Here is a 23,909-nt window from a genome sequence, read left to right on the forward strand (position 1 = left end):
TCAGTTAATACTCTTCACGATTTTTAGAACTCTCTATATAGACAAGTCCGACAGAGAATAGATTTGCAATTAAAGCTCCTATTGCCAAAGCTATAGCCCACTCTAGATTTCCAACGACTTCTAGATAGATAAATGCCGGAATAAGATGCAAATCTGCTACTAAAGAGGAAGCTAAAAGTTCAGCGGAAAGGAGATTTCTCACACCAATTTTCAAAAATGTAGAGACAAGATTTAAGCTGCCCGCCACAAAGAGCGCGACAGCACTATGCTCATATAAAAAACCTGCAATTGATGTTAAACTCATCAATGAAAAAAACACGTATATTACTTTTCCCCAATCCATACCGACACCTCTGCTTAAATTAATTGGCAAGATTATACAAAAAGTATCTTAAGTAGCGACTGAAGTCTTTATATAGCCTATTTCAGAAGCAGGTTTTTTTTCATAAAGAGGTAAAAAAATGCTAAAGGTGGAACAAAAACAATACCTATTAACCAAAAGGTTTTCTGCTTCTCCTCTTTAAACTTTGCTCTGTACACAGAGATGATAGAGTAGACCCAAAAAGCTACAAACAGAAAAAATATTGAAATTGAAACATTACTCATGATAGACTCCTTTTTTGTGATAAACAATTGTAGCTTTATTAGGTAACCAAAGTGTAATGAGCTTTTAAAAAAAAGGCTTTCTGAGCAAAAGCTCAGAGAAAGGGGTGGATAGTTTACATCATGCCTGATTCAAACTGCGATCTCATTCTCTCTTTTTCCGCTTCTCTTTTTGCTTTTTCGGCAAGCTTGACGTGGTATTTTTTCACATCAAAACCAAAAAGAAGAAGTGTCGGAGAGGCAACGAAGATTGATGAGTATGTTCCTACAACAATACCCACTAAAAGAGTAAATGCAAAGGCATGAATGATCTCGCCGCCGAACATAAAGAGCGTAAATACAACAAAGAAAGTTGTAAGTGAAGTGAGTGTTGTTCTAGCCAAAGTTTTTGTGATAGAGTTGTCAATTATCTCTGAGAGTTCAACATCTCTACCCTTAACGACACCCTCACGAATCCTGTCAAATACTATTATGGTATCGTTTAGGGAGTATCCCAAAATAGTCAGAAGCGCAGCTAATACGTCAAGATTTACATCTAGTCCAACAAGAGCTATCGCTCCAAGAGCGATTGAGATGTCATGAACAAGTGCAACTATAGAAGCGACGGCAAATCTCCACTCAAATCTAAATGCCACATAGATTAAGATGCCTATAACGGCTAAAATCAGAGACATTATTCCCTTCTCTTTTAGCTCGCTACCCACTTTTGGGCCGACAATATCGACACGTCGAATCTCAAACTCTCCCGTGCCCCTAAGAGCCTCACGCGTAATATCCCCAACATCGACGACTACATCCCCAGTTGCTGTTCTCATACGGATAACAACCTCATCTTCGGAGCCAAACTCCGTTATTGAAGCGCCCTCGAAAATAGTGTTGCTCTTTAGCTTTTCTCTCATCTCATCAATAGGAGCAGCGGTGTTATACTTTACCTGAACAATCGTCCCGCCTGCAAAATCGACACCGTAGTTAAGACCTTTTGTTGCCAAGAGAACAAATGAGCCAAGCACTAAAACTATCGATAAGACCATAGCCAGCTTTGACTTGCCCATAAAATTAAAGGTTTTTGTATACTTAAAAAATTCCATAATTAACCCTTAATTCCAAACCATAAAAGGTTGTTTTTACTTTTTTGTATTCTCTTCTCTAGTATCTCATAGATTCCGTGCGTTCCAAGAATCGCCGTAAGCATTGAAGCAAGTATTCCTATGCTGATGGTAATTGCAAAACCTTTGATAGCACCCGTTCCGTAAGCGTAAAGAACGACAGCGGCTATAAGCGTCGTTATGTTTGCATCCAAAATAGCGCTCATGGCATTTGCATACCCCTCTTCTATGGCTTTATGAATAGATTTCCCCTCATGTATAAGCTCACGGATACGCTCAGAGATGATAACATTCGCATCAACCGCCATACCGACGGTCAGAACTATTCCCGCCATTCCAGGAAGGGTAAGAGTTGCCCCAAAAAGACTCATAACAGCCAAGATAATCAAGAGATTTGCAATCAAAGCGATATTTGCTATGATGCCCGCTATTCTGTAATAAACCACCATAAAGATTATAACTAATACAAATCCGCCAACAAGCGCAATTAAACTAGCTTTAATACTGTCAGCGCCCAAACTAGGTCCAACAGAGCGCTTCTCCATAAGATAGATTGGAGCCAAAAGAGAGCCTGAGCGAAGAGCGATTGCCAAATCTTTTGCTTCTAAGACGCTATAGTTTCCTGAAATCTGCCCGCTTCCGCCGCCGATACGCTCATTGATGACGGGAGCAGAGTAAACCTTGCCATCGAGAACAACAGCTAAGCGTTTTCCGACACTTCTTCCGGTAAAGTCGCCGAATATTTCAGCCCCTTCCGCATTTAGTGAAAAGCTAATCAAAGGACGATTATTTTCATCGAATCCTACATTGGCATCTGTTAGCATTGAACCGTCGAGGATTGGAATCTCACGAACCAAATGTTTGACATTCGGATTGGCTGCATCTTCTAAAATAACGTCTCCGTATGATGCTGCCTCACTTTGGCTCATACTGTAAACTCTTGCTATTCTATCCTCATCCACTGCCATGAGTTCGAGTTTTGCGGCACGAGAGATAAGCTCACGAGCACGCTGCTCCTCTTCTGTGGTTTTTATGCCGGCTAACTGGACAAGAATCTTCTCCTCGCCTTGACGAGCAACTACAGGTTCACTCAGACCAAACTGATCAAGTCTGTTTCTAATCGTCTCAATAGCTTGAGAAATTGCCTGCTGCTGAGTTTTTAAAATCTCCTCATCACTAAGGCTAAAAGAGATCTTCTCATCTACGACAACCACAATGGCACCTTCAATCTCACGAAAAAAAGATTGAATAGTTTTAACATCATCTTTGTCCAAAAGGGTGAGAGTAACGCCATCCTCATCAAAACTGAGCGTATCGATTAAGATGTCTTTTCTCTCGCTAAAGTGCTTGACGCTTGCTGCAATCGACTTAATTCTAGACTTGAGTGCCTCTTCGGTTTTTACACCAAGAAGCATATGGAGTCCGCCTTGAAGATCAAGACCTAAGGTTACTTTTTTCCCGTCTTGCATCTGAAAAAGAGAGGGTGCAGAGAAAAATATACCAAAAACTATGGCAAGAGCAAACAGGGTTATTCGATAATTAAGCTTCATCCTCATACTTTCTAGCAACGGCATCTTTTGTTGCTTTTACAATTACATCATCATTTATTTTAATACTTAAAAATTGATCTTCAACTTTATATATAGTTGCTATGATTCCACCTATTGTAACTATTTTATCGCCTTTTTTTAGAGATTCTAACATCTCTTTATGGCTTTTTGCCGCTTTTTGCTGCGGGCGAATGATTATGAAGTACATAATCGCAATTAAGATTATAAACGGGAGTAGTTGACTTATTATTTCCATGAGTATGGGTTTCCTTTGAGTAAATTGCGGCGATTATACAAGAACTATATTAATAAAAGACTGAATAGTGTTATAATTCACACCAAAAAATAGAGCGCTAAAAAATGATTAAAAAAATCCATTCCATCAGAGACAACTACAATCCCTTACTTTTTGATTTGATATGCGGAGTCATAACCTCACTTTTTTTCAGCGCTTTTCTCTATCTGGAGCACTTTGGTATAACTATAAAGTTCATAAATACCCTCTTTGGACTTTTTGCCTTGGCTCTTCTTCTGTATATCCCAAAAAGAGCCTCTTTGGTAGCCGGTTTTTTTATAGGTCTTTTATGGTTCTACTGGATTGGTTATAGCTTTAAATATAACAACGTAGGGTATATGGAACCTATAATCACTCTCCTTTTTGCGCTTGTATACATGCTCTTTTTTGGGGTTTTAGCTCTTACAAACAGTGCGGCAATAAGAGCTTTAATGCTCTTTGCTCTTAGCTTTATAGAGCCTTTTGATTTTAACTGGCTGCAGATGGAAGTTCTCTTTGTAGATAGCTATTTTGGAGTTCAAAAATACCAATTTGCCCTAATACTTGCCGCTCTCGCTGCACCCTCTTACATAAAAAAACCATACACTTATGCTCCTCTTTTACTCCTTCTGCTTAGTATAAACTTTGCTCCCCCTATCCAAAAAGAAGCACCGCTTAAGATAAAACTTGTAACAACCGACATACCGCAAGAGAAAAAGTGGCTAAGAGAGAGCCTCTCCCCCACTATTGAGCTGATTTTCAAAGAGATTAGAGCGGCTAAAAAAAATGGATATGACGTAGTCGTGTTTCCTGAATCTGTTTTTCCATTTTTTATGAACCGAGCGCCCGTCATTTTTGATGAACTAACAAAAGCCTCTAAAGATATAGCCATTGTTGCGGGAGCACTACTCAGCGAAGATGGTATGAACTACAATGTAACCTATATGTTTGATAACGGTAATTTTGAAGTGGCAAAAAAATTGGTTTTGGTTCCTTTTGGAGAGTATATTCCACTTCCAAAATTTGCACAAGATTTTATTAATGAGATCTTTTTTGGCGGCGCATCCGATTTTAAAACAGCAACTGAACCGACTGACTTTACGATTAAAGGAGTAAAGTTTAGAAATGCCATCTGCTACGAGGCTACATGTCAGGAGATTTACGAGGGAGATGTGGATTTTGTACTTGCCATGAGCAACAATGCCTGGTTTGCCCCCTCAATTGAGCCGACTCTGCAAAAACTGCTTATTAGATACTACGCTCGTAAAAACGGCGCTACAATCTATCACAGTACAAACTACAAGGGTAGTGGAATCATAAAGTAACCTTTATTCGATATAATTGCACCTTATTTTATTTTATGAGGATTTATAATGATAAATCTAAAAAATCCAAGCCTGTACAACAATCGCGAAATCTCATGGCTTCAATTTAACACAAGAGTTTTAAAACAGGCGCAGGATGAGTCACTTCCTCTTCTAGAGCGTCTTAAGTTTCTGGCAATCTATGGAACAAACCTAGATGAATTTTACATGATTAGAGTTGCCGGACTTAAAAAGCTTTTTGCCGCAGGCATTATAGTCTCTAGTGCCGATAAACTCACGCCTCTTGAACAACTTAGAGAGATAAGAAAATACCTTCATCAAGAGCAGCAGGTAGTTGAGCACTGCATGAACGGGATTTTAAAAAAACTTGAGTCTGAGGGCATCAGCATAAAGCTCTACAAAGATGTAAACCAGCACCAAAGACACTATCTAAACAGATATTTCAATGAAAATATTTACCCAGTAATCATCCCTATCGCCGTTGATGCGACACACCCTTTTCCGCACTTAAACAACCTTAGCTTCGGGCTTATCGTAAAACTACAAGACAGCGATAACACAGCTATCGAGAGATTTGGAATCATCCGCGTACCTAGAGTTTTGGAGAGATTTATAGAACTTGAATATGATATCTATGTTCCTATAGAGAGCTTGGTTGCCGAACATGTTGAGGATCTTTTTCCCGGTTACACACTTATAAAATTTGCCTCGTTTAGAGTTACTAGAAATGCCGATATAGAGATTGAAGAGGAGGAGGCAGACGACTTTTTGGAGATACTAGAAGAGGGATTAAAACTCCGCCGAAAAGGTGCTATGGTAAGACTTGAGGTCGGAAGTGACGGTGATGAGGAGATTGTAAACTTTTTCAATCGCCACACAAACGTCTACAAAGATGACATCTATAAATTTCATACTTTTTTAAACCTCTCAAGTCTTTGGCAGATAGTCTCAAACAAACATTTTGCCCATCTTTTAACAGAGCCGTTTAAACCAAAAACGCTTCCTCCGCTCGATAACAGCGAAAATATATTTACTACTTTAGAGAAGCAAGATGTTTTGCTCTACCATCCGTATGAGAGTTTCGACCCCATAGTAAAACTGATTCAAACAGCTGCAAAAGACCCTGATGTCGTTTCAATAAAGATGACGCTTTACCGATCAGGAACAGACTCGCCAATCGTTAAAGCACTTATGAGTGCGAGTGAATCAGGCAAGCAGGTAACCGTAATGGTTGAACTTAAAGCAAGATTTGATGAAGAGAACAACCTTATCTGGGCAAAGGCGCTTGAAAAATCGGGTGCACATGTTATCTACGGCATCAAGGGCTTTAAGGTACATGCAAAAGCAACGCTCATCACAAGAAGAAAAAACGGCAAACTTAAGCAGTACGCTCATTTAGGAACAGGAAACTATAACCCTGCTACCTCAAAAATATATACCGACATGAGCTATCTCACCTCAAAAGATGAGATAACAAGCGACATGACACGATTTTTTCACTTTTTGACAGGATTTAGCAAAAAAGGGAAGCTTGACGAGCTCTATATGTCACCTTCACAAATCAAACCAAAAGTTCTCTCGCTTATCCAAAATGAAGCAAGAAAAGGTGCAAACGGAGAGATTATCGCAAAACTAAACTCTCTTGTTGATGAAGATGTTATCAGAGCCCTCTACAAAGCAAGTCAAGCGGGCGTTAAAATCAATCTTATAGTTCGCGGCATCTGCTGCTTAAAAACGGGGATTGAAGGAGTAAGCGAGAACATCAGAGTTATCTCCATACTTGGAAAATATCTTGAGCACTCACGAACTTTCTACTTTAAAAACGATGAAGCAGGTGTCTATATCTCTAGTGCCGATTGGATGCCAAGAAATCTTATGAGACGCATAGAGCTCTTGACAGCGATTAAAGACAAAACAGCAAAAGAGAAGACTATCCAGATACTTAGACTTCAATGCGCGGACAATACTTTGGCGCATGAACTCCAAAGTGACGGCTCTTATAAAAAGATAAAAAATGATCGTGTAAAAAATATTAACAGCCATACTCTTTTAGAGGATTATGCAAACAAAATAGCCAAAGCTTCTCCCAAAGAGAGCGCTCCTTTGGTTCAAGAGCTTATGGCAAATATCTTTAAAGAGGAGGTGTAGCGATGCTTTACGATTTCAAAGATATGAGCCCTAAAATCGGAAAAAACAGCTGGATAGCGCCCTCTGCCGATGTCATAGGCGATGTTACCTGCGGAGAGGATTGCTCTATCTGGTTTGGAACGGTTGTGCGAGGCGATGTTCACTACATCACAATAGGCGACAGAGTAAGTATTCAAGACCTCAGCATGGTACACGTAACACACTATAAAAAAGCCGACAAAAGTGACGGACACCCGACAATCATAGGCAATGATGTGACAATAGGACACCGCGTTATGCTTCATGGATGCACCATAGAAGATGCATGTCTCATCGGCATGAGCGCAACCATTCTTGATGGCGCGGTTATTGGCAAAGAGTCAATCGTGGGGGCCGGCGCATTGGTGACAAAAAACAAAATCTTCCCGCCGCGCTCGCTCATCATGGGAAGCCCTGCAAAAGTAATCAGAGAGCTGAGTGATGAAGAGGTAGCTGAGCTCTACGCTTCTGCATCGCGCTATGTAGAGTTTAAATCTCACTACCAAAAATAGATGCCTGAGTATTTTATATTTGCAGATATCATCGGTATTACCGCTTTTACAATAAGCGGTTTTTTAATCGCCATAAAAAACAATCTTGATATACTCGGCATACTTATAGCGGCAACTCTCACAGCCTTAGGCGGGGGTATAGTGAGAGATGCAATCCTAAGCGCGCCTCCCTTTGCCTTTACATATCTGCATCCCGCTCTAACGCTAACGATTACAATCACTTTGGTATTTATCTTTAAAATCTATAAAAAAGACTCCATTGAGAGAGGATGGATATTTGTAGTAAGCGACACCATAGGGCTTGTTGCATTTAGCATTACGGGTGCGCTTATGGCGATAGATGCGCAGTTTAACTTCTTCGGTATAGTTATTCTAAGCTTCATTACCGCAGTCGGCGGCGGAGTAGCAAGAGACATCATGATAAACCAAGTCCCAGCAGTGCTTATCAGTGACTTTTACGGCTCTATAGCGGTTATTGTAGCGCTTATCTTAGGCACACTTAACATTTTTGACGCTATTAATGAGTTTAGTATCCTCACAACCGCACTCTTTAGCATAGTGCTAAGACTTTTAGCCTATAAAAGAGGGTGGCATCTGCCAAGGGTTGGTTGGTAGAAGATTTTTAAAGACTTTTTAAAACATCCTCTTTCGTAAAATAGCCTCTTAAAGGCTTTTGCAGATATGACTCATCCTTGCTTGAGACAAAAAAGAGGCTCGGGAAGGTTTGTGTGTAAAAAAGCTCTATCGGGTAGCTGTTTTCATGCTCGAAAAAGACGACAACGGCTATATATTTTCTGCTTACCTCTTTTTGCACCTCTTTGTCACTAAAGACCTCGACAAAAATCTTTTTACTCGCTGCGCACTCTTTTTTTAAGACCAAAAGCAGTAACTCTTTCTTCTGCACTTTTGCTTTAAACAACGCTGCATCAAAATCATTTTGCCACCTTATATGGTCTGAAAAAAGCGCCACCACCATTATAAACAGAGCGAAAAAAATCTTCACTTAAACTCTTTTTGCTCAGTTACAAGCTCGACAACATTTGGGTTCAAAATAACGGGAAATACTTTTCTTACGGCATCGGTAACCCACTGCGGATAGATTCTAAAGTTGAGCTTTACGCTAACATGAAGCGGATAAAGAGCTTCTTTACTCATCTCAAACTTCTCTACCCTTCTCTCTCCTGCCGGTATTCTCGTGTCACTTAGAAGCGTTTTATACTTCCAAAAAAGAAGTCCTACAGGCTTGCCCTCTTCATCCCCGAAAACCTTCTGAAAGAGTCTGCTTCCATCTTCTATATTTCCATCCTTTTTTAGTTTGCCGCTTGAGAAAACTACTCTGCTCTCTCTATCTTTGACCTCAACCTCAAGCCACAACTCTCTAAAATCAGCCACTCCTGTAGGAAGATGATGTCCGGCACCCACATTTTTTACACCTACCTCTAAAACTCCTTCTTTTATATCCATGTCAAGTTTTGCAGAGGTTCTAAGAAGCTGCAGGGTCTGCTCTTCATGCGCCTTGTCTCTGAGTCCTACCAAAAAGTGGTTTGAACCTGCAAAGTAGTGAACTTTAACGTCATCCTTGAGGACACCGCCATCAGTTGAAACACCCTTTAGTGGTGCAAATTTTCCATCTTCCAAGTAGGTCATGTGGCAATCTACACAGTTTTTATGCTTGCTCTTGTCATTTGGATTGTTAAAGGGAGACTTCTCCCACTCTTTAAAAGTAGAGACGATTTTCATACCGTTTTGCGGATGAAACTCATCATGACATGAGGCACAGTAGCGGCTCTCTTTGTAAAACTCTTTGGAGTAGCTTTTTTTATGTATATCAGGATTTGCATTGATCAGTTTTTCGCTAAACCAGCGTCCCAAATCTGAGTCACTATCTTCAAATGCGTATTTCTGCCGCTCTAGTGAGAGCGTAAAAGAAGCATTTCCTTTGCTAGAGGCTTCCGTTATCTGATGACATGTGATGCATGAAACACCCTCCTCAACCCTAAAGTTGCCATGCTCTTCAAAGTCATCAAGAAGCGTTTTCGCACCCTTTTCAAAATGCTCGTTGCTTACAAAGTTGCCATCCATTGCATGCGTTGTTTTTGGATGCCCTAAAGAAAGAGCGCTTGGATTGTGGCAGCTCATGCACCATTTGCGAAACTCCTGCCCCTCAACCTCTCCTGCAAGCGTCTCCATAACCATGTAGTACGGGTTTGAACCTGCCATATGTTTGTGGTTCGAGTTGCTCCACTGCTCAAATATCTCGCTATGACACGATTTGCACTTTGCAGAGTTGGTCCAGTCTTCGCTGTGGTAACTATTGGCTTTTTTCTCTATCTCCAAAAGTGAAAGTTCCGTGATTTTGCTGTATGAAAGAGATGGGTACGCCAATAAAATCGGAACAAGCAGAGCCATCGATTGTACATTTTGACTCTTTGCTCTTAATATATGCCATAAAAAAAGTGCTCCTAAAGCGAGTGACCCAAAGAGGTGGATATTAAAAGAGAGTATCCCAAGCATGTCTCCGCCGCGGTTACCAACCAAAAAGAGATACAAACCGCTAAAGGTAACCAAAACAAAAGCAAAAAGAAGAAGCCACCCCTCCATGCTGTTTATCTTTTTTATAAAAAAGTATCTTCGGATATGCCTATATATAAATGAGTTCATAAAAAAGAGCATTATCAAAATTGAGCCTACAATATGCAGAGGCTGAATAACTCTAAAGTTCTCCCATGATAGACCAAATAGCTCATACATAAAAATACCGCTTATAAACATCGCAAATAGAGCAATTTTTACAAAAAATCTTCTCATTTTTGCTCCTCATAATCTACTATTTCGCCCTCTAAAGTTCTCAAAAATGCCACGATTTCATCAATCTGCTCCAAAGTGGGATTAAGCCCTATTTGATGTTTGGCCATAATATTTACGGCTTCTCTTATCTTCGCAACAGCTCCATTATGAAAATAGGGCGAAGTTTTTGTAACATTTCTAAGTATGGGAACTCGAAAGAGATGCCCGTTATCTTTTCCTAAAAAGCCACCACTATTTTCAAAAGGAAATGCTCTATGGAGAGTCTCGATATCTGGCTTTATGTCGTAGAGCTGTGCGAACTCTCTTAGCGGAAATCTCTGAATACTCTGGCCACCAAAAGCTATACCGTTATGGCACCCTTTACATCCAAAACTTATAAAATTTGCTAAACCTCTCTTTGCCTCACTGCTTATAGCAGAGTTCTCACCCTCTAAAAAACGGTCATACGGCGCTCTGCTTACCAATGTTTTCACATATGTCTCTATCGCTTTTGCGGCATTTTCAAAAGATATGCCATCATCAAAAGCCTCGCTAAACATCTCGCTATACTTAGCACTCTCTTTTAGTCTTAGTTCAAGCTCTTGCGGATTCATATTCATTTTATAGTCAGCCCTAAAAGAGTTCTCGCTCTGCTCTTTAATACTGCTGACTTCACCGCTCCATGTGAAATGCTTTGCAAAACCGACGTTTAATATGCTTTGGGTATTTAAAAGATTGGGGTGCATCACTCCGGCATCGCCCTGCGCAAAAGTAAATCTATCGACTCCGCTTTGATCTTGCAGATGACAAGCCGCGCAATCGGTAATCTTTGAATCTTTTTGCGCAAGCATTGTCAGCATTGCACCTTTGTTTTTAAGATTTTTATCAAAAGAGTGACATGTAGCACAGCTTGTTGTTTTTGTTTTTGAGAGATTTGTGTCAAAAAACAGCTCCTCTCCCAATGCAATTTTTTTATGCGTCATGGGATTAGATACGTCATCTACAAGCTCCACCAACTTATCAAACGAGGCCGGAAGAGGTTTTAAGCCTTTGCTCAAAGCCAACTCTCTTAATTTCTCATCACTGTAGTTTGGAACCTTTTTGCTTGGCAATACAAATGCAATCGTAACTAAGGTACTTAGCGCAGTTATGGCGATGAGAAGAGAGTAAAAGAGCAGCTTTTTCATCTAGATACTAAACGTCTCTTTGACTTTTTGCTCAAACTCTTCATCACTAAGCTCTTTTCTCATTGGCACAAATGCCGTAGCTTCTGCGCCGACAGGAACGGCGATAGGAGCATTTTCATCTTCGATAATCATCTTGATTGCATCTGCAATAGGTTGAGGAGAAGGACCTTCATTGATAGCTTTTGCCACAATCGGCACAAAGTGGGCTACCAACTCTTTATATGGCGAGTTCTCACTTGTTGTCTGCGCATTGGCGACTAGACCTTTTTTGACAAAGTTTGTTCCAAATAGTCCCGACTGAATCGAATGCACACGTATACCAAAAGGAAGCGTCTCAAATCTAAGAGAGTCCACAATTCCCTCAACGGCATATTTTGATGCATTGTAGTGCGAGAGTAGCGGAAGTCCCATTTTGCCTAAAAATGAGCTAATATTTATGATAACGCCGCTCTTTGCTGCTCTCATGTAAGGAAGAACTTCTCTTGTCGTTTTGATAAGCCCAAATACATTTACATCAAACTGCTTGAATATTTCCTCATCAGTTCCCTCTTCAAGCGTTGCTAAAAGACCGTAACCTGCGTTGTTTACAAGAACATCAATCTTGCCCTCATTTTTAATGATGGTATCGACTGCTTTTTTAATACTATCTGTTTTTGTAACGTCTATATAAATATTTTTAAGATTGCCATCACCAAGCGGTGCGTTTTCGTCTCTCGTGCCTGCGTAAACAGTGTATCCGTTGTCTGCTAGAAACTTTGAAGAGAGTGCACCCATTCCAGATGTTGCACCCGTGATTAAAACTACTTTTGACATGATAAGACTCCTCTAATTTTTGTCATAAAGTATATGCAAAAAAGAGTAATCAATCAACCTCTCATGTCAATTTTTTTGATTAAATATAACTATTATGTTCTATAGTCCGCATTTATCTTCACATACTCATGTCCTAAATCGCATCCGTACGCTTTGAAGCTTCCCTCGCCTATGCCTAGATCACAAGAGATAGTGAACTTTTTATGCTGCATCACGACTGCGCACTTCTTCTCCATCTCTGCGTCAAAAAGGATTTCGCCTCTGTCATAAACACAAAGGGTGTCAAACGAAATTTTAAGCTTCTCTTCATAAGCCTCAACTCCGCTTGCCCCGACCGTTGAAGCTATTCTGCCCCAGTTTGGGTCTTCTCCGAATAGTGCAGTTTTTACCAAAAGCGAATCAGAGAGTGCTTTTGCCGCTATCTCAGCCTCTCTATCATCTTTCGCACCCGTTACTTTGTAAGTGACTAGTTTTGTAGCACCCTCGCCGTCACGCACCATCTCTAGAGCTAAAAAGTGCATTACTTTAAAGAGCGCCTCTTTGAAAGCCCCTCTCTCATAGGCACCGCTTCTGCCGTTTGCCAAAACCAAGACAGTGTCGTTTGTAGAGGTGTCGCCGTCTACGCTTATGGCATTAAAAGTAGTTTTTACAACCTCATCAAGCAGCTCTTGCATCTCTTCTTTTGCTACTTTTGCATCCGTTGTTATAAAGCAGAGCATCGTTGCCATGGCAGGGTTTATCATCCCTGCACCCTTTGCAATAGCTCCCATACCAAAGCTGCTTCCGTCATCCAAAATAACCCTGAGGGCGACCTCTTTTGCAAAAGTATCCGTTGTCATAATAGCTTTTGAAGCAGCTGCAGAATCTCTTTTTGTTAAATCAAAAAGCTTCATTCCATCGATTATCTTTGCTTTTGGAAGTCGCACACCGATTACGCCGGTTGAGCTCATGATAGGATTTTTGACTTCTGATGGGCAAAAAGAGAGCACCTCTTTTATATCTTCAACTCCCGCTTGACCCGTCATCGCATTTGCATTTTTGGAGTTTATGAGAACAAAATTTGTCTTAAAATTACCAATTGAGCGAAAATGTTTTATCGGTGCCGCACACATTTTGTTTGTCGTAAAAACGGATGCCACTTCACACTCATCTTCGCTATAGATAAATGCCATATCTCTAGCATAATCTTTTTTAAGCCCGGCGCTCACACCATCTGCAAAAAAACCATCACTTGCGCAGACTCCGCCTTGTGAATAAAGTATGTTATACAAATTTCAACTCCTTAGGTTTGTCTCTTCTTCTTAAGAGCTCTTTTGTAGTGTTGATACCACGTTGCGTTCCTATAACAAGGAGTTTACACTCACTAGTTATTAGGACATCACCCTTTGGCATAGTCATAAACTTTCCATCTTTTTTTGTAATACCGACTATGGAAGTATTCGTAATCTCTCTAATATGTGTCTCTTTTAGCTTTTTAAGAACTGCCCAGCTATATTTAGGCACCTCTATCTCTTCCATATCAAGCGGATTGTCGCTTGTATACAAAAACTCCTCTAAGAGGTTTTCCATGTCTGGACGTGCCGCCATGGCACTTACTCTTTGAGCCGTTAATTTAGTAGGAGAGACAACCGTATCGGCTCCGAGTTTTTTTAGCTTATCTACATCACTTGCACTTACTGCAGAAGAGATGACATAGTATGGTCTTGGAAGAGAGTGCTCTTTTTCAAAAAGTCTTACCGAGGCTATAAGGGCGATATTGTCAGATATCGTATTAGAGAGAGTAATAAGCCCTTTTGCGGAGGAGAGATGTGCTTTTAACATGGTAAGCTCCGCATGCGGTTCTGCTTTTAAATATGTCGTGTAGTTATGCTCTTCAGCCCACTGATGTATCTCTTCACGCGGATCAACGACAACAAAAGGTATATGATTTTTTCTCAGCTCCTTTGTCACTTCAAGAGTATACTCATTGTGGTAACATACGACAAAGTGCTTTTTTAGCCTTGCGATACTATACAGCATTCTTCTCTCCTTTACTATTCTTCTAAGATTCCCTTTTCCTACAACATCAACAACAATACCGATTGCAAGAGTAAATACGGTAAAACCCAAAATAATAAGGGTTACTGTAAATATCTGTCCGGCTGCTGAAAACTCACCCTCTTTTAAGGAGCCGAATCCAACCGTAGTAAAGGTATATCCGGCTTGAAAAATTGCATCCATTATGGTGTAATCTTCAATATAGATATAACCTAAAGTCCCTATAAGCATGAGCATCTGGACTAGTATTAGCGGTGTTCTAAATGGTAAAAATTGGGAATAGAGCTCACTATTGAGCGTTATGTGGGGTTTGGGAGATGACTCCCAGTGTAGAAATTTTCGAATCTTCTCTAAGAGATTCAAACTGATTTCCTGCTACTCTTAAGAGTTTTTCTTAAGTGTGCGCAACTCTCTTGCAGAGATTTTAATCTTTTGAGTTGTACCATCGTCTAAAGTGATACGTACTGTTCTAAGATTTAACAAAAAACGACGTTTAGTTCTATTTTTAGCATGAGAAACATTGTTTCCGCTCATTGGGCCTTTGCCGCTTATAGCGCATCTTCTTGCCATTTTAGCTTCCTTGTGTTAGGTTTGATTAAAGTTGCGAATTATATCAAGCCTAAACAAAACTTCTCCTTAAGTAAAAGCATGGAGTATGTATTAGAAAACAGAGCAGAAGACCCTTTTATATTTGTTTTATACGTTTATAGATAAAATAAGCAAAATTAACATTGTGCAGCGAGATTATGATAACAAAAGAGCAAGTAAATAGTTTTATAGAAAAAATTCCGCCCGAACCGAAAGTTCTAAATGAGACATTTGCACTGCTCAGAGCAGGAGAGTTATCAAAAGCCGCAAAAGTTGCAGAAAATGGCCTAGCCCTCAAGGCGTACCTGAAAAACATAGTCAATAAACCTATCTACGGGTTTAAAAATGAGGTCAGCGATATATCTCAAATATTTGGTATTCTTGGTGTCTCGCTATCGCAGCAGAATGTTTACAACTACATGATATCTCTTTTGAGTCCAAAGAAATGGATTTTATTTAAACTCAATTCGCACCTATTTTACGAACTTCAAGCAAATCTCTCAAAGAAATGGCAGATTATACTGGAGCATTTAAAAATTGAGGATAAAGAGATATATGCGGCGGTCAGTCTGCTTCCTGCAAGCATTATCGTAACCGAAGCTCTTTTTAACCAAAAGATAGCAGACGTAAATCTTTTGCGAAGCACAAAAGCACTTGATTACAACACCATTCTAGTCCGTCTTTGCGGCATTGACCTTTTTGATATCTGCTCCCAGATTGCTAAAAAATGGGAGATGAATGAGAATATCTCTAAGATAGTCCAAGCAGCATCGGGCGTAAAACCCTCAGATGATGAAAAGATAAACCTTTTGGGGAAATGGATGCATCTCCTTCTCTTTTACGAGCTCTCAAATCCGCTCTTTATTGAAGCTGGACTCAATGATTTTATTGATTTTCAAATTGAATATATCAACGATATATATGAAGAGTTTTCCTCGCTTATGGAGATTGAATGAAGGCCGTAGTTAAAGATGGTATAGCAACATTTTCCCCGCAGGGTTTTCTTGATGGCAACAATGCGGCAACTTACCTAAACATGGAAGACGTAGAGGCAACCACAAAACTCAAAGTAGATATGATCTTGGTTTCACTGAAGCGTGTTGTCTTTTTTAACCGAAACGGATTGGATATTTTTATAAAACTTTTTTCTAAAATCCGCAAAAGCAACAGTGCAACCGTCGGATTTTGCGACTATGATGAAAATAAGTATGCTGCCATCATGAGATTTTACAAAGATGACACAAACTTTTCGCTCTTTAAAACTCTTGAGATTGCTTATCTTTTCTCTTCAAGCTACAAAAATCAGAACAAAACTGTTTTGGTCCACAGCGATGACAAGTCGCAGCGCTCTGCTATCGCGATTGAACTACATGACAACGGTCACAGCCCTACAATTGCTAAATCTTTGCAAGAGTATAACGAGAAAAAGAGTGCTTTTGAATATGTCATAGATTCGACATTTTTAGGTCAGATGGGGCAAAAGGTCGCGACAAGAGTAAGCGGAAATGCTATCATCTATACCATCTCCTCATTTTTAGATGTAGAGATAAGCGACAACTTCAATATAGAGTACCATAACAACTCTCTAAATGTAGGCTTCAGACTATTTATTTTTGACGCATATAAAGTCATCAGCATGAACATACATGCGCTAAACTTCTTCTCAAAACTCTCATCTTCAGCAGCCGAATACAATGCGACGATCTGCTTTGTAGGGATGAAGTTTGATAAGACTCCAATCTCATTTAAAGAGAATATGGAAGATGCCGGAATTATTTTTTACAGACACATGGATGATATACTTCAAAACAAAGAGCTTTTAAAGGAGCTCGGGGCCTCAAGTGCTGCAAACATAAAAAACAAACGAGTCTTAAATAAAGAGACGGTGATGGAGCTTCCAAAATTTATCAATGCGGCAGCCGTTACCATAGAGATGATGACAAATTCAAAAGCGCACAAAGAGTCAGCCGCTGTTCAAAACCTAACAATAGAGAAAAAAGAGGGCAAAATTGCAAGCTCCATTGGCTACTACGGCGATATGGACGGAATGGTGGTCTTGGTTTTCCCATCCGGCATTGCGAGGAAAGCGTGTGAGCTTCTTATAGGCGAAGATACAGATGATATTGAGATGATTTTGGATACTTTGGCAGAGCTGGTCAATATTGTAGGCGGAAAGATAAAATCTCTGCTTGCAGATGAAGATATATCCGTAAATATAACTCTTCCAAGAACCTATCAAGACATAGCTAGCCTTCTAGAAGTAGTTGAGAACAGAAAAGGCGTTCAGGTAGAACTCTCTTTTAATGATGATAAATTCATATTTTTCTTAACAAGATAAAAGATACAAAATAGTACAATTTCACAATTAAAGAACTGAGCTTACATACTTTGTAGTTCTCGAAAAACTTGTTTTTCGTAGCTTCAGTGGGTTGCAGGGACTTCAGTCCCTGCCATTAAAACGGACGCGTTCGTTTTAATGCGTAACATCAGTGAAAAAAGGAAACCTAATGAAAGTAGCTCCTAGCGTTTTATCCGCTGATTTTGGCAACCTGCAAAGAGATGTCGAAGCAATTTGTGAAGCCGGCTGTGATTTTGTTCATGTAGATGTAATGGATGGTCACTTTGTTCCAAACCTGACAATCGGTCCCGTTGTTGTCTCCGCTATTGCTGCGTGCGCCACAAAACCGCTTGATATACATCTTATGGTTGAGAACAACACCTTTTTTGTTGACCTTTTTGCCCCTTTAAAACCTGAATATATATCTTTTCATATAGAAGAGGAGAAGCATCCGCACAGACTCATCCAAAAAATTCGCTCACTTGGTATAAAGCCTGCGATTGTTCTTAACCCTCACACGCTTCCCGAGTCTGTAGAGTACCTGCTAGCTGATTTGGATATGGTTCTTTTGATGAGCGTCAATCCTGGTTTTGGCGGTCAGAGTTTTATAGAGAGCGTAATTCCTAAAGCAAAAAAACTAAGTGCCATGAGAGACAGGTTAAACCCAAACTGCCTTATAGAAGTTGATGGCGGAGTAAGTGATAAAAACATTCATCTCTTAAAAGATGCGGGCGTGGATATTGTGGTTGCGGGAAGCTATGTATTTAACCACCCAAACAAAAAAGAAGCGATAGAGAGTTTAAAAGTATAATGCGTTGTAAAATTTGCGGGATTACATCTTATGAGGATGCAATGGCGGCAATAGAAGCCGGCGCAGATGCCTTAGGTTTTGTTTTTTATGAAGCCTCCCCTAGATACATCTCACCGCGCGAGGCAAAAGAGATTATAAAAAGGCTTCCTCCCTTTGTCGAGAAAGTCGCTCTTTTTGTAAACAGCGATGCACAGATTATCAACTCCTACTGCCAAGAAGCGGGAGCAACTCTGGCTCAGATTCACTTTGGGGCCCCGGATGAACTTTATGAGCAACTTTTTGTCCCATATATAAAAGTTGTTCGTGCAAAAGAAGCTAAAGATGTTTTAAAATTTAGTGATGAGTACAGACTGGTTGATGCCTACTGCGAGAGTTACGGCGGAAGCGGAGAGAGATTAAATATCGATTGGTTTGAAAATATTGACTGCTCCAAGATTATTTTAGCAGGCGGGCTAACCCCTGAGAATGTCTTGGCTCTAAAAAAATATGGCTTTTATGGCGTCGATGTAAGTAGCGGCGTTGAACTCTCTTATGGTAAAAAAGATGCTTTAAAAGTCAAAGAATTTATCAAAAATGCAAAAAAGTAACCCTACAGATGCTTAGTAACGACTTCTCTTTAGATGCAAAAAGTATCCATAAACTCTCCTCAAAAGGACTCTCTCCAAAGAGCCTTAAAGAGCAGATAGATGAAGATTTAGAATTTCTTTTAGAACTTTGGCACTCTCAAGGTTTGGAGATTTTAAAGCAGCAAGGGAGTTTCTATTTTGCTACCAAATTTATGCCACTGCATGATGCTACCTTCTGTATAGTAGACATTGAGACAAACGGTTCAAAAATAGAGAAACACCAAATAATCGAGATTGCCGCCCTAAAAATCAAAGGCAACGAAATTATCGGTACCTTTGATTCTCTTGTCAACTGTAAAGAGATAAACCCGCATATTACCGAAATTACCGGGATATCTGTCGAAGATACGAAAGATGCACCGGCTCTAAAGAATGTCATGTATGATTTTAAAAACTTTTTAGCAGACTCTGTTTTTGTTGCCCATGACGTAAAATTTGACTACAAGTTCATCTCACAAAGCATTCAAAAAGTGGGTTTGGCACCTCTTTTAAATAGAAGTTTATGTTCACTCTCTTTGGCTGAGAGAACCATTGCATCTTACAGATATGCGCTCTCCTACCTAAATGAGTCATTTAGCCTCCATCCAAGTGCAACACACCACAGAGCAATGAGCGATGTGCTTACTACATATGAACTTTTTAAACTATCGCTTGCAAATTTGGATGAGAGTATAAAAAGTGTTGAGGATATTATAAAGTTCTCGAAGGAGGGAAAAATGCTTAAAAGACCGAAGTTTGACCCCCGACTACTAGTTGAGAGTCAAAAGTAACTACTCGCTGTAAGCTCCAACGCCTACAAGTTTATTGTATCGTGTTTGCATTCTCTCTTCTTCAGAGACACTGCGAAGTTTTGCCAGCTCTTCTAAAAAGTACTCGCCAATTGCCGCAGCAGCGCCGTCTCTATCTCTATGTGCGCCGATAAGCGGCTCTGCAATAATGTCGTCTATAAGATTTAACTCTTTTAGGTCTTCGCTCGTAATCTTCATAGCATTTGTTGCCGCTTCCGCTTTTGTAGGGTCGTTCCATAAAATTGCAGAACATCCCTCAGGTGAGATAACGCTAAAGACCGAGTATCTCATCATAGCAAATTTATCTGCAACACCGATAGCAAGAGCACCGCCGCTTCCGCCCTCTCCGATTACCACAGAGATTGTCGGTGTTTTAAGTTGTGAGAGCTCAAGAAGGTTTCTAGCAATCGCTTCACTCTGATTTCTCTCCTCGGCTCCAATCCCCGGATATGCACCCGGAGTATCTATAAGCATCAGCAGAGGAAGATTAAACTTTTCGGCAAGCTTTGCTGCACGAAGAGCTTTTCTATACCCCTCAGGATGCGGCATACCAAAATTTCTTTTTATCTTGTTTTTTGTTCCGCGACCTTTTTGCTCACCGATAACCATGACTTTTTCATTTCCAATATAGCCCATGTAGCAAAGGATTGCAGCATCATCACGAAAGTGTCTATCGCCGTGTATCTCATACTTGTCTCTCATAAGCAAATTTATATAATCAAGTGCATAAGGTCTGTCCGTATGACGAGCAAGCTGAAGTTTTTGAAATGGAGAGAGATTGTTGAATATCTTTGAAACCTCTTTGTCAAGGTTCTCTTGGAGGTTCTCAAGAGCAAGCTCATCATGACGAACCTGCGCGGATATGATATCTTCTTGAATAAACTTAATCTTATACTCAAAGTCTAAATATGTTGCCAAACTAAATCCTTATACTTAGATTTTTTTGAATATTAAAACGCCGTTTGTTCCACCAAACCCAAAAGAGTTGCTCATAACAGTATTTAGTTCAGCGCGTCTAGCCTTGTTTGGAACAATGTCTAAATCGCAATTTTCATCAGGAGTTTCGTGGTTGATAGTCGGAGGAATGATTCCATCACGCATTGCCATCAAACATACAACAGCCTCTATACCGCCTGCAGCGCCTAAGCAGTGACCGATTTGCCCTTTTATAGAACTCATCGGAGGACAGTTTTCTTTGCCACCAAGAAGATCTTTAACTGCAGCCGTCTCATTTTTATCATTTATCGGAGTACTTGTTCCGTGTGCGTTAACGTAGTCAAGCTTAGGTTCGCCAGCCATTTTATAAGCTGCTTTCATAGCGCGCGTTGGACCATCAAGACTCGGTGTCGTAATATGGCTGGCATCTCCGCTTTCGCCAAAACCTATTATCTCGCCATATATATGCGCACCCCTTGCCACTGCATCTTCATACACTTCTAAAATAAGTGCTGCCGCACCCTCTCCCATAACAAAACCGTCACGGTCTGCATCAAAAGGACGAGAAGCTTTTTTAGGATCATCATTTCTTGTTGAGAGTGCTTTCATTGAAGCAAAGCCGCCGACGCCTGCACCCGTTATTGCGCACTCTGCAGAGACAACCAACATTTTGTCTGCTCCGCCGCACATAATTGTCTTTACTGCTTCACTTATTGCGTGAGTTCCAGCAGCACATGCCGTAACGCTTGAGAGATTTGGACCTTTTGTTCCATGTGCGATAGAGACAAAGCCGCCAAGCATATTTACAAGAGCACCCGGGATAAAAAACGGGCTTATTCTTTTTGGACCTTTTGTCTCAATAATAATTGAATTTTTTTCTATAGAGGGAAGACCACCGATACCAGAACCAGCGCTTATGCCGAATCTATCCATGTCTGTGTCTTCAGGTATGCTAGCTTCTGCCATCGCCTCTTGTGCAGCTTTTAATCCAAGATGGATAAATCTATCGGCTTTTTTAACCTCTTTGGCTTCCATAACCGTCGATGGATCAAAATCTTTTACCTCGCCTGCAATTTTTACGCTGTAATTTTCTGGATCAAATAGAGTGATAGTGTCAATTCCGCATTCGCCCTCACATATAGCTTTAAAAGAACTCTCTTTATCATTTCCAACTGCATTTATCATGCCCAAACCAGTAACTACAACTCTTTTCATTAAAATCTCCGTAAAAAAATATAAAATACTTTTTAAAAGCCAGAAATTACGCTGACCACTAAAAAACATTTCCTACCGAGAGCCCTCGGTAGATTTTTAGACGATTATTTGCTTTCTATGTAGTTAACAACGTCTTTTACAGTTTGAATTTTTTCTGCTTCGTCATCAGGGATTTCGATATCGAACTTCTCTTCAAGTGCCATTACTAATTCAACAACATCAAGGCTATCAGCACCTAAATCTTCAACAAACTTCGCGTCTTCTTTTACTTCATCAGCGTTAACGCCTAATTGCTCAACTACTACTTCTCTAATATCATCTAAAAGTGCCATTCTAGCTCCTATGTTTTATGTTTAAAATTTCGTAATTGTATCATATTTATCTTAAATAAACTAGGTATCTAAAGATAAAAAATAGGGCTTTTCAAAGCCTTTTGATTTTAGTGCAAATTTTTTTATAGTAGTTCAACACTCTTGCTTTTGCTTCTTTGTGGACAATATTGAGAGTTGAATAATCCTCTCTATATTTGCACTTTATTTTGAGCTTAAAAGGCTTGAACGAAGTGCGAGCTCTTTTGGGTAAGGCTCTAAAAATGTCTGCCCTAATAGATAGGCAATTTTATGCTTTTTTGCATAGAGTTTTATAGTGCTAAGAGGAACGATGATGGGAACTATCTTTTTTGCATACTCTTCTATCTGTTCATGAAGCGCCTTTTTTTCAACTCCGCTTAGCTCGTTTTTAAAAAAACCGCTCATGTGTTCAAGTACGTTTCTATTTCTTTTTATAGAACTTTTTTGTGCGATTGCAACTTTAAAGTTCTGTTCGTAGTTTGCAAAGAGCGTACCAAAAGTGAGGTTTTCATGATTGCCTACAATATTGCCAAGCACTCTGTAGAGCTTCTCATCTTTTGCCTGAAGCAAAAACTTGTTTCTTATGTGAAAATCAACCAATATTTTCATAGTCGGTTTGTTCTCTTTTAACTTCTCTATCGCATCATACGCAAAAAGCTGCATAATAAAATTTTCTCTCAGCCACGCATCTTGAAGCCTCCCCTCCTCTTCCATCGGCAAAAGAGGAAATTTTTCTCTACAAACGCTCGCAAAAACACCGTCGGTTTTTGAGCCTGCAAAGCCGTTCTCAAGATATGCCACAGTACTTCCAAGACCGCAACTTGGAGAGCGGGATTTAAATATAATGCCGCCCAGCTTCTCGTCTGCTATTCTATGAACTTCCTCATAAGATTTCTCAAGAAGTTTTTGCGTCAAATCGCTTCCGTCTTTGTTTGAGACAACAGCAATATTGTCATCTCTGTTTACAAGTTTTACAGATGGTCTTGGGATGCCAAAAGCTATGGCTTCGGGGCAAAATGGAACAAAAGAGGCGTAACAACCAAGCTCATCAGTCACGAACCTGTCATGTTTATGTACGCCGTCAAATCGAACCTTCTCGCCGAGCAAACACCCAGACACTGCTATTTTCATCACTTGTTCCTTTTTTGGCTTACGCCATGTTCATGCCGCCGTTAACCTTCAGTGTCTCGCCCGTTATGTAACTTGAGTGGTCTGAGAGTAAAAATGCCGTTGCCTCTGCTATTTCAGCAGGATTTCCAAAACGACCCATCGGGATTTTAGAGGTAAAACTCTCTTTTATCTCATCACTTAAAACATCAGTCATCTCTGTTGCGATAAAGCCCGGAGTAATCGTGTTGTAGCGGATACCGCTAGTTGCTGATTCAAGTGCAAAACTCTTTGTCATTGCAATCACTCCGCCCTTGCTTGCAGAGTAGTTAGTTTGTCCTGCATTACCAGTTTCGCCAACTATTGAAGCGATATTTACAACCGAGCCAAACTTCTTCTTTCTCATAACTTTCATGGCTTCACGACAACCCACAAAACATGAGAGAAGATTTGCATTTATAACCGACATAAAATCTTCGCTCTTCATTCTAAGGGAGAGTTTGTCGTTTGTAATTCCGGCATTGTTTACAAGATACGATAGTTCGCCATCACAATCAACGATAGTTTTAATTGCATCTACAAACGCATTCTCATCGCTCACGTCAAAACCGATAACTGCCGCGCTTCCGCCTGCCGCCTCTATGGCATCTTTTATAGCATCGGCTTCTGCCGCACCGCTTCTGTAGTTAATCCAAACTTTAAGTCCGTATGTTGCCAAAACCTTCGCAATCTCTGCACCGATACCTCTGCTTGAACCCGTTACTAAAACATTTTTTCCGCTAAATTTCAT

At 40.1% G+C, this 23,909-nt stretch carries 26 protein-coding genes; 9 read left to right on the plus strand and 17 right to left on the minus strand.

What is annotated here, in order from left to right:
• Positions 1-4: 4 nt before the first annotated feature.
• The 5 genes from IBX42_RS06860 to yajC form a co-directional block, all read right to left on the minus strand.
• The gene (locus IBX42_RS06860; protein ID WP_137013803.1) at positions 5-343 is read right to left on the minus strand and encodes a DUF6394 family protein; all 339 of its coding nucleotides are present in this window, start codon (positions 341-343) and stop codon (positions 5-7) included.
• Positions 344-420: 77 nt separating this feature from the next.
• Entirely contained in the window at positions 421-606 is a 186-nt protein-coding gene (locus IBX42_RS06865; RefSeq protein WP_294930779.1) for a PLDc N-terminal domain-containing protein, read from the minus strand.
• A 113-nt stretch (positions 607-719) separates the two neighbouring features.
• A complete protein-coding gene (gene secF, locus IBX42_RS06870) occupies positions 720-1,691 on the minus strand; it encodes a protein translocase subunit SecF (protein WP_294930782.1) in 972 nt (323 codons plus the stop codon).
• Between the two features lie 2 nt (positions 1,692-1,693).
• Positions 1,694-3,259: a protein translocase subunit SecD gene (gene secD / locus IBX42_RS06875; RefSeq protein WP_294930830.1), complete on the minus strand. Its 1,566-nt coding sequence runs from the start codon at positions 3,257-3,259 to the stop codon at positions 1,694-1,696.
• Complete coding sequence (gene yajC, locus IBX42_RS06880) at positions 3,249-3,515, minus strand: preprotein translocase subunit YajC (RefSeq protein WP_294930784.1); 267 nt, start codon at positions 3,513-3,515, stop codon at positions 3,249-3,251. Before yajC ends, secD begins: the two co-directional genes overlap by 11 nt.
• A gap of 104 nt (positions 3,516-3,619) precedes the next feature.
• Between yajC and IBX42_RS06885 the strand changes: the two genes are divergently transcribed.
• Genes IBX42_RS06885 through IBX42_RS06900 form a run of 4 tightly spaced genes read left to right on the plus strand, consistent with a single transcriptional unit; the run spans position 3,620 to position 8,151 of the window.
• Positions 3,620-4,858, plus strand: a complete 1,239-nt coding sequence (locus IBX42_RS06885) for an apolipoprotein N-acyltransferase (RefSeq protein WP_294930786.1) — start codon at positions 3,620-3,622, stop codon at positions 4,856-4,858.
• Positions 4,859-4,906: 48 nt separating this feature from the next.
• Positions 4,907-7,006, plus strand: a complete 2,100-nt coding sequence (locus IBX42_RS06890) for an RNA degradosome polyphosphate kinase (protein ID WP_294930788.1) — start codon at positions 4,907-4,909, stop codon at positions 7,004-7,006.
• A 2-nt stretch (positions 7,007-7,008) separates the two neighbouring features.
• Entirely contained in the window at positions 7,009-7,536 is a 528-nt protein-coding gene (locus tag IBX42_RS06895) for a gamma carbonic anhydrase family protein (RefSeq protein ID WP_294930790.1), read from the plus strand.
• A complete protein-coding gene (locus tag IBX42_RS06900; protein WP_294930792.1) occupies positions 7,537-8,151 on the plus strand; it encodes a TRIC cation channel family protein in 615 nt (204 codons plus the stop codon).
• 7 nt (positions 8,152-8,158) lie between these two features.
• On the opposite strand, the gene IBX42_RS06905 is transcribed toward IBX42_RS06900, so the two are convergent.
• The 7 genes from IBX42_RS06905 to rpmB all read right to left on the minus strand — a co-directional run bounded on the left by IBX42_RS06905 (position 8,159) and on the right by rpmB (position 14,930).
• Complete coding sequence (locus IBX42_RS06905) at positions 8,159-8,539, minus strand: thioredoxin family protein (protein WP_294930794.1); 381 nt, start codon at positions 8,537-8,539, stop codon at positions 8,159-8,161.
• Entirely contained in the window at positions 8,536-10,344 is a 1,809-nt protein-coding gene (locus IBX42_RS06910) for a multiheme c-type cytochrome (protein WP_294930796.1), read from the minus strand. Before IBX42_RS06910 ends, IBX42_RS06905 begins: the two co-directional genes overlap by 4 nt.
• Positions 10,341-11,510, minus strand: a complete 1,170-nt coding sequence (locus IBX42_RS06915; protein ID WP_294930799.1) for a cytochrome c peroxidase — start codon at positions 11,508-11,510, stop codon at positions 10,341-10,343. Before IBX42_RS06915 ends, IBX42_RS06910 begins: the two co-directional genes overlap by 4 nt.
• On the minus strand, positions 11,511-12,323 hold the full coding sequence (locus tag IBX42_RS06920; protein WP_294930802.1) for an SDR family oxidoreductase: 813 nt from the start codon (positions 12,321-12,323) through the stop codon (positions 11,511-11,513). It lies immediately after the preceding gene.
• A gap of 92 nt (positions 12,324-12,415) precedes the next feature.
• A complete protein-coding gene (argJ, locus tag IBX42_RS06925) occupies positions 12,416-13,594 on the minus strand; it encodes a bifunctional glutamate N-acetyltransferase/amino-acid acetyltransferase ArgJ (RefSeq protein ID WP_294930804.1) in 1,179 nt (392 codons plus the stop codon).
• Positions 13,587-14,723 (minus strand): potassium channel protein, encoded by a 1,137-nt coding sequence (locus IBX42_RS06930; protein WP_294930806.1) that lies wholly within the window; start codon positions 14,721-14,723, stop codon positions 13,587-13,589. Before IBX42_RS06930 ends, argJ begins: the two co-directional genes overlap by 8 nt.
• Before the next feature lie 18 nt (positions 14,724-14,741).
• Positions 14,742-14,930 carry a 50S ribosomal protein L28 gene (rpmB, locus tag IBX42_RS06935; RefSeq protein WP_294930808.1) on the minus strand — a complete coding sequence of 63 codons (189 nt, stop codon included), beginning with the start codon at positions 14,928-14,930 and terminating at the stop codon, positions 14,742-14,744.
• A 176-nt stretch (positions 14,931-15,106) separates the two neighbouring features.
• Between rpmB and IBX42_RS06940 the strand changes: the two genes are divergently transcribed.
• The 5 genes from IBX42_RS06940 to IBX42_RS06960 all read left to right on the plus strand — a co-directional run bounded on the left by IBX42_RS06940 (position 15,107) and on the right by IBX42_RS06960 (position 19,493).
• Positions 15,107-15,904, plus strand: a complete 798-nt coding sequence (locus IBX42_RS06940; protein WP_294930810.1) for an HDOD domain-containing protein — start codon at positions 15,107-15,109, stop codon at positions 15,902-15,904.
• On the plus strand, positions 15,901-17,286 hold the full coding sequence (locus IBX42_RS06945; protein ID WP_294930812.1) for a chemotaxis protein CheX: 1,386 nt from the start codon (positions 15,901-15,903) through the stop codon (positions 17,284-17,286). Before IBX42_RS06940 ends, IBX42_RS06945 begins: the two co-directional genes overlap by 4 nt.
• 169 nt (positions 17,287-17,455) lie before the next feature.
• Entirely contained in the window at positions 17,456-18,097 is a 642-nt protein-coding gene (gene rpe, locus IBX42_RS06950) for a ribulose-phosphate 3-epimerase (protein WP_294930814.1), read from the plus strand.
• Positions 18,097-18,684, plus strand: a complete 588-nt coding sequence (locus tag IBX42_RS06955) for a phosphoribosylanthranilate isomerase (protein ID WP_294930816.1) — start codon at positions 18,097-18,099, stop codon at positions 18,682-18,684. The genes rpe and IBX42_RS06955 overlap by 1 nt, the downstream gene beginning before the upstream one ends.
• Before the next feature lie 8 nt (positions 18,685-18,692).
• Entirely contained in the window at positions 18,693-19,493 is an 801-nt protein-coding gene (locus tag IBX42_RS06960) for a 3'-5' exonuclease (RefSeq protein ID WP_294930818.1), read from the plus strand.
• On the opposite strand, the gene accA is transcribed toward IBX42_RS06960, so the two are convergent.
• The 5 genes from accA to fabG all read right to left on the minus strand — a co-directional run bounded on the left by accA (position 19,494) and on the right by fabG (position 23,909).
• A complete protein-coding gene (gene accA / locus IBX42_RS06965; protein WP_294930820.1) occupies positions 19,494-20,429 on the minus strand; it encodes an acetyl-CoA carboxylase carboxyl transferase subunit alpha in 936 nt (311 codons plus the stop codon).
• A 15-nt stretch (positions 20,430-20,444) separates the two neighbouring features.
• Positions 20,445-21,662: a beta-ketoacyl-ACP synthase II gene (locus IBX42_RS06970; protein WP_294930822.1), complete on the minus strand. Its 1,218-nt coding sequence runs from the start codon at positions 21,660-21,662 to the stop codon at positions 20,445-20,447.
• Between the two features lie 104 nt (positions 21,663-21,766).
• Entirely contained in the window at positions 21,767-21,994 is a 228-nt protein-coding gene (gene acpP / locus IBX42_RS06975; RefSeq protein ID WP_294930824.1) for an acyl carrier protein, read from the minus strand.
• Between the two features lie 201 nt (positions 21,995-22,195).
• Positions 22,196-23,143: a DUF523 and DUF1722 domain-containing protein gene (locus IBX42_RS06980; RefSeq protein WP_294930826.1), complete on the minus strand. Its 948-nt coding sequence runs from the start codon at positions 23,141-23,143 to the stop codon at positions 22,196-22,198.
• 19 nt (positions 23,144-23,162) lie between these two features.
• Complete coding sequence (gene fabG / locus IBX42_RS06985) at positions 23,163-23,909, minus strand: 3-oxoacyl-ACP reductase FabG (RefSeq protein ID WP_294930828.1); 747 nt, start codon at positions 23,907-23,909, stop codon at positions 23,163-23,165.

This window comes from Sulfurimonas sp., assembly GCF_014859695.1.
Classification (GTDB): Bacteria; Campylobacterota; Campylobacteria; order Campylobacterales; family Sulfurimonadaceae; genus Sulfurimonas.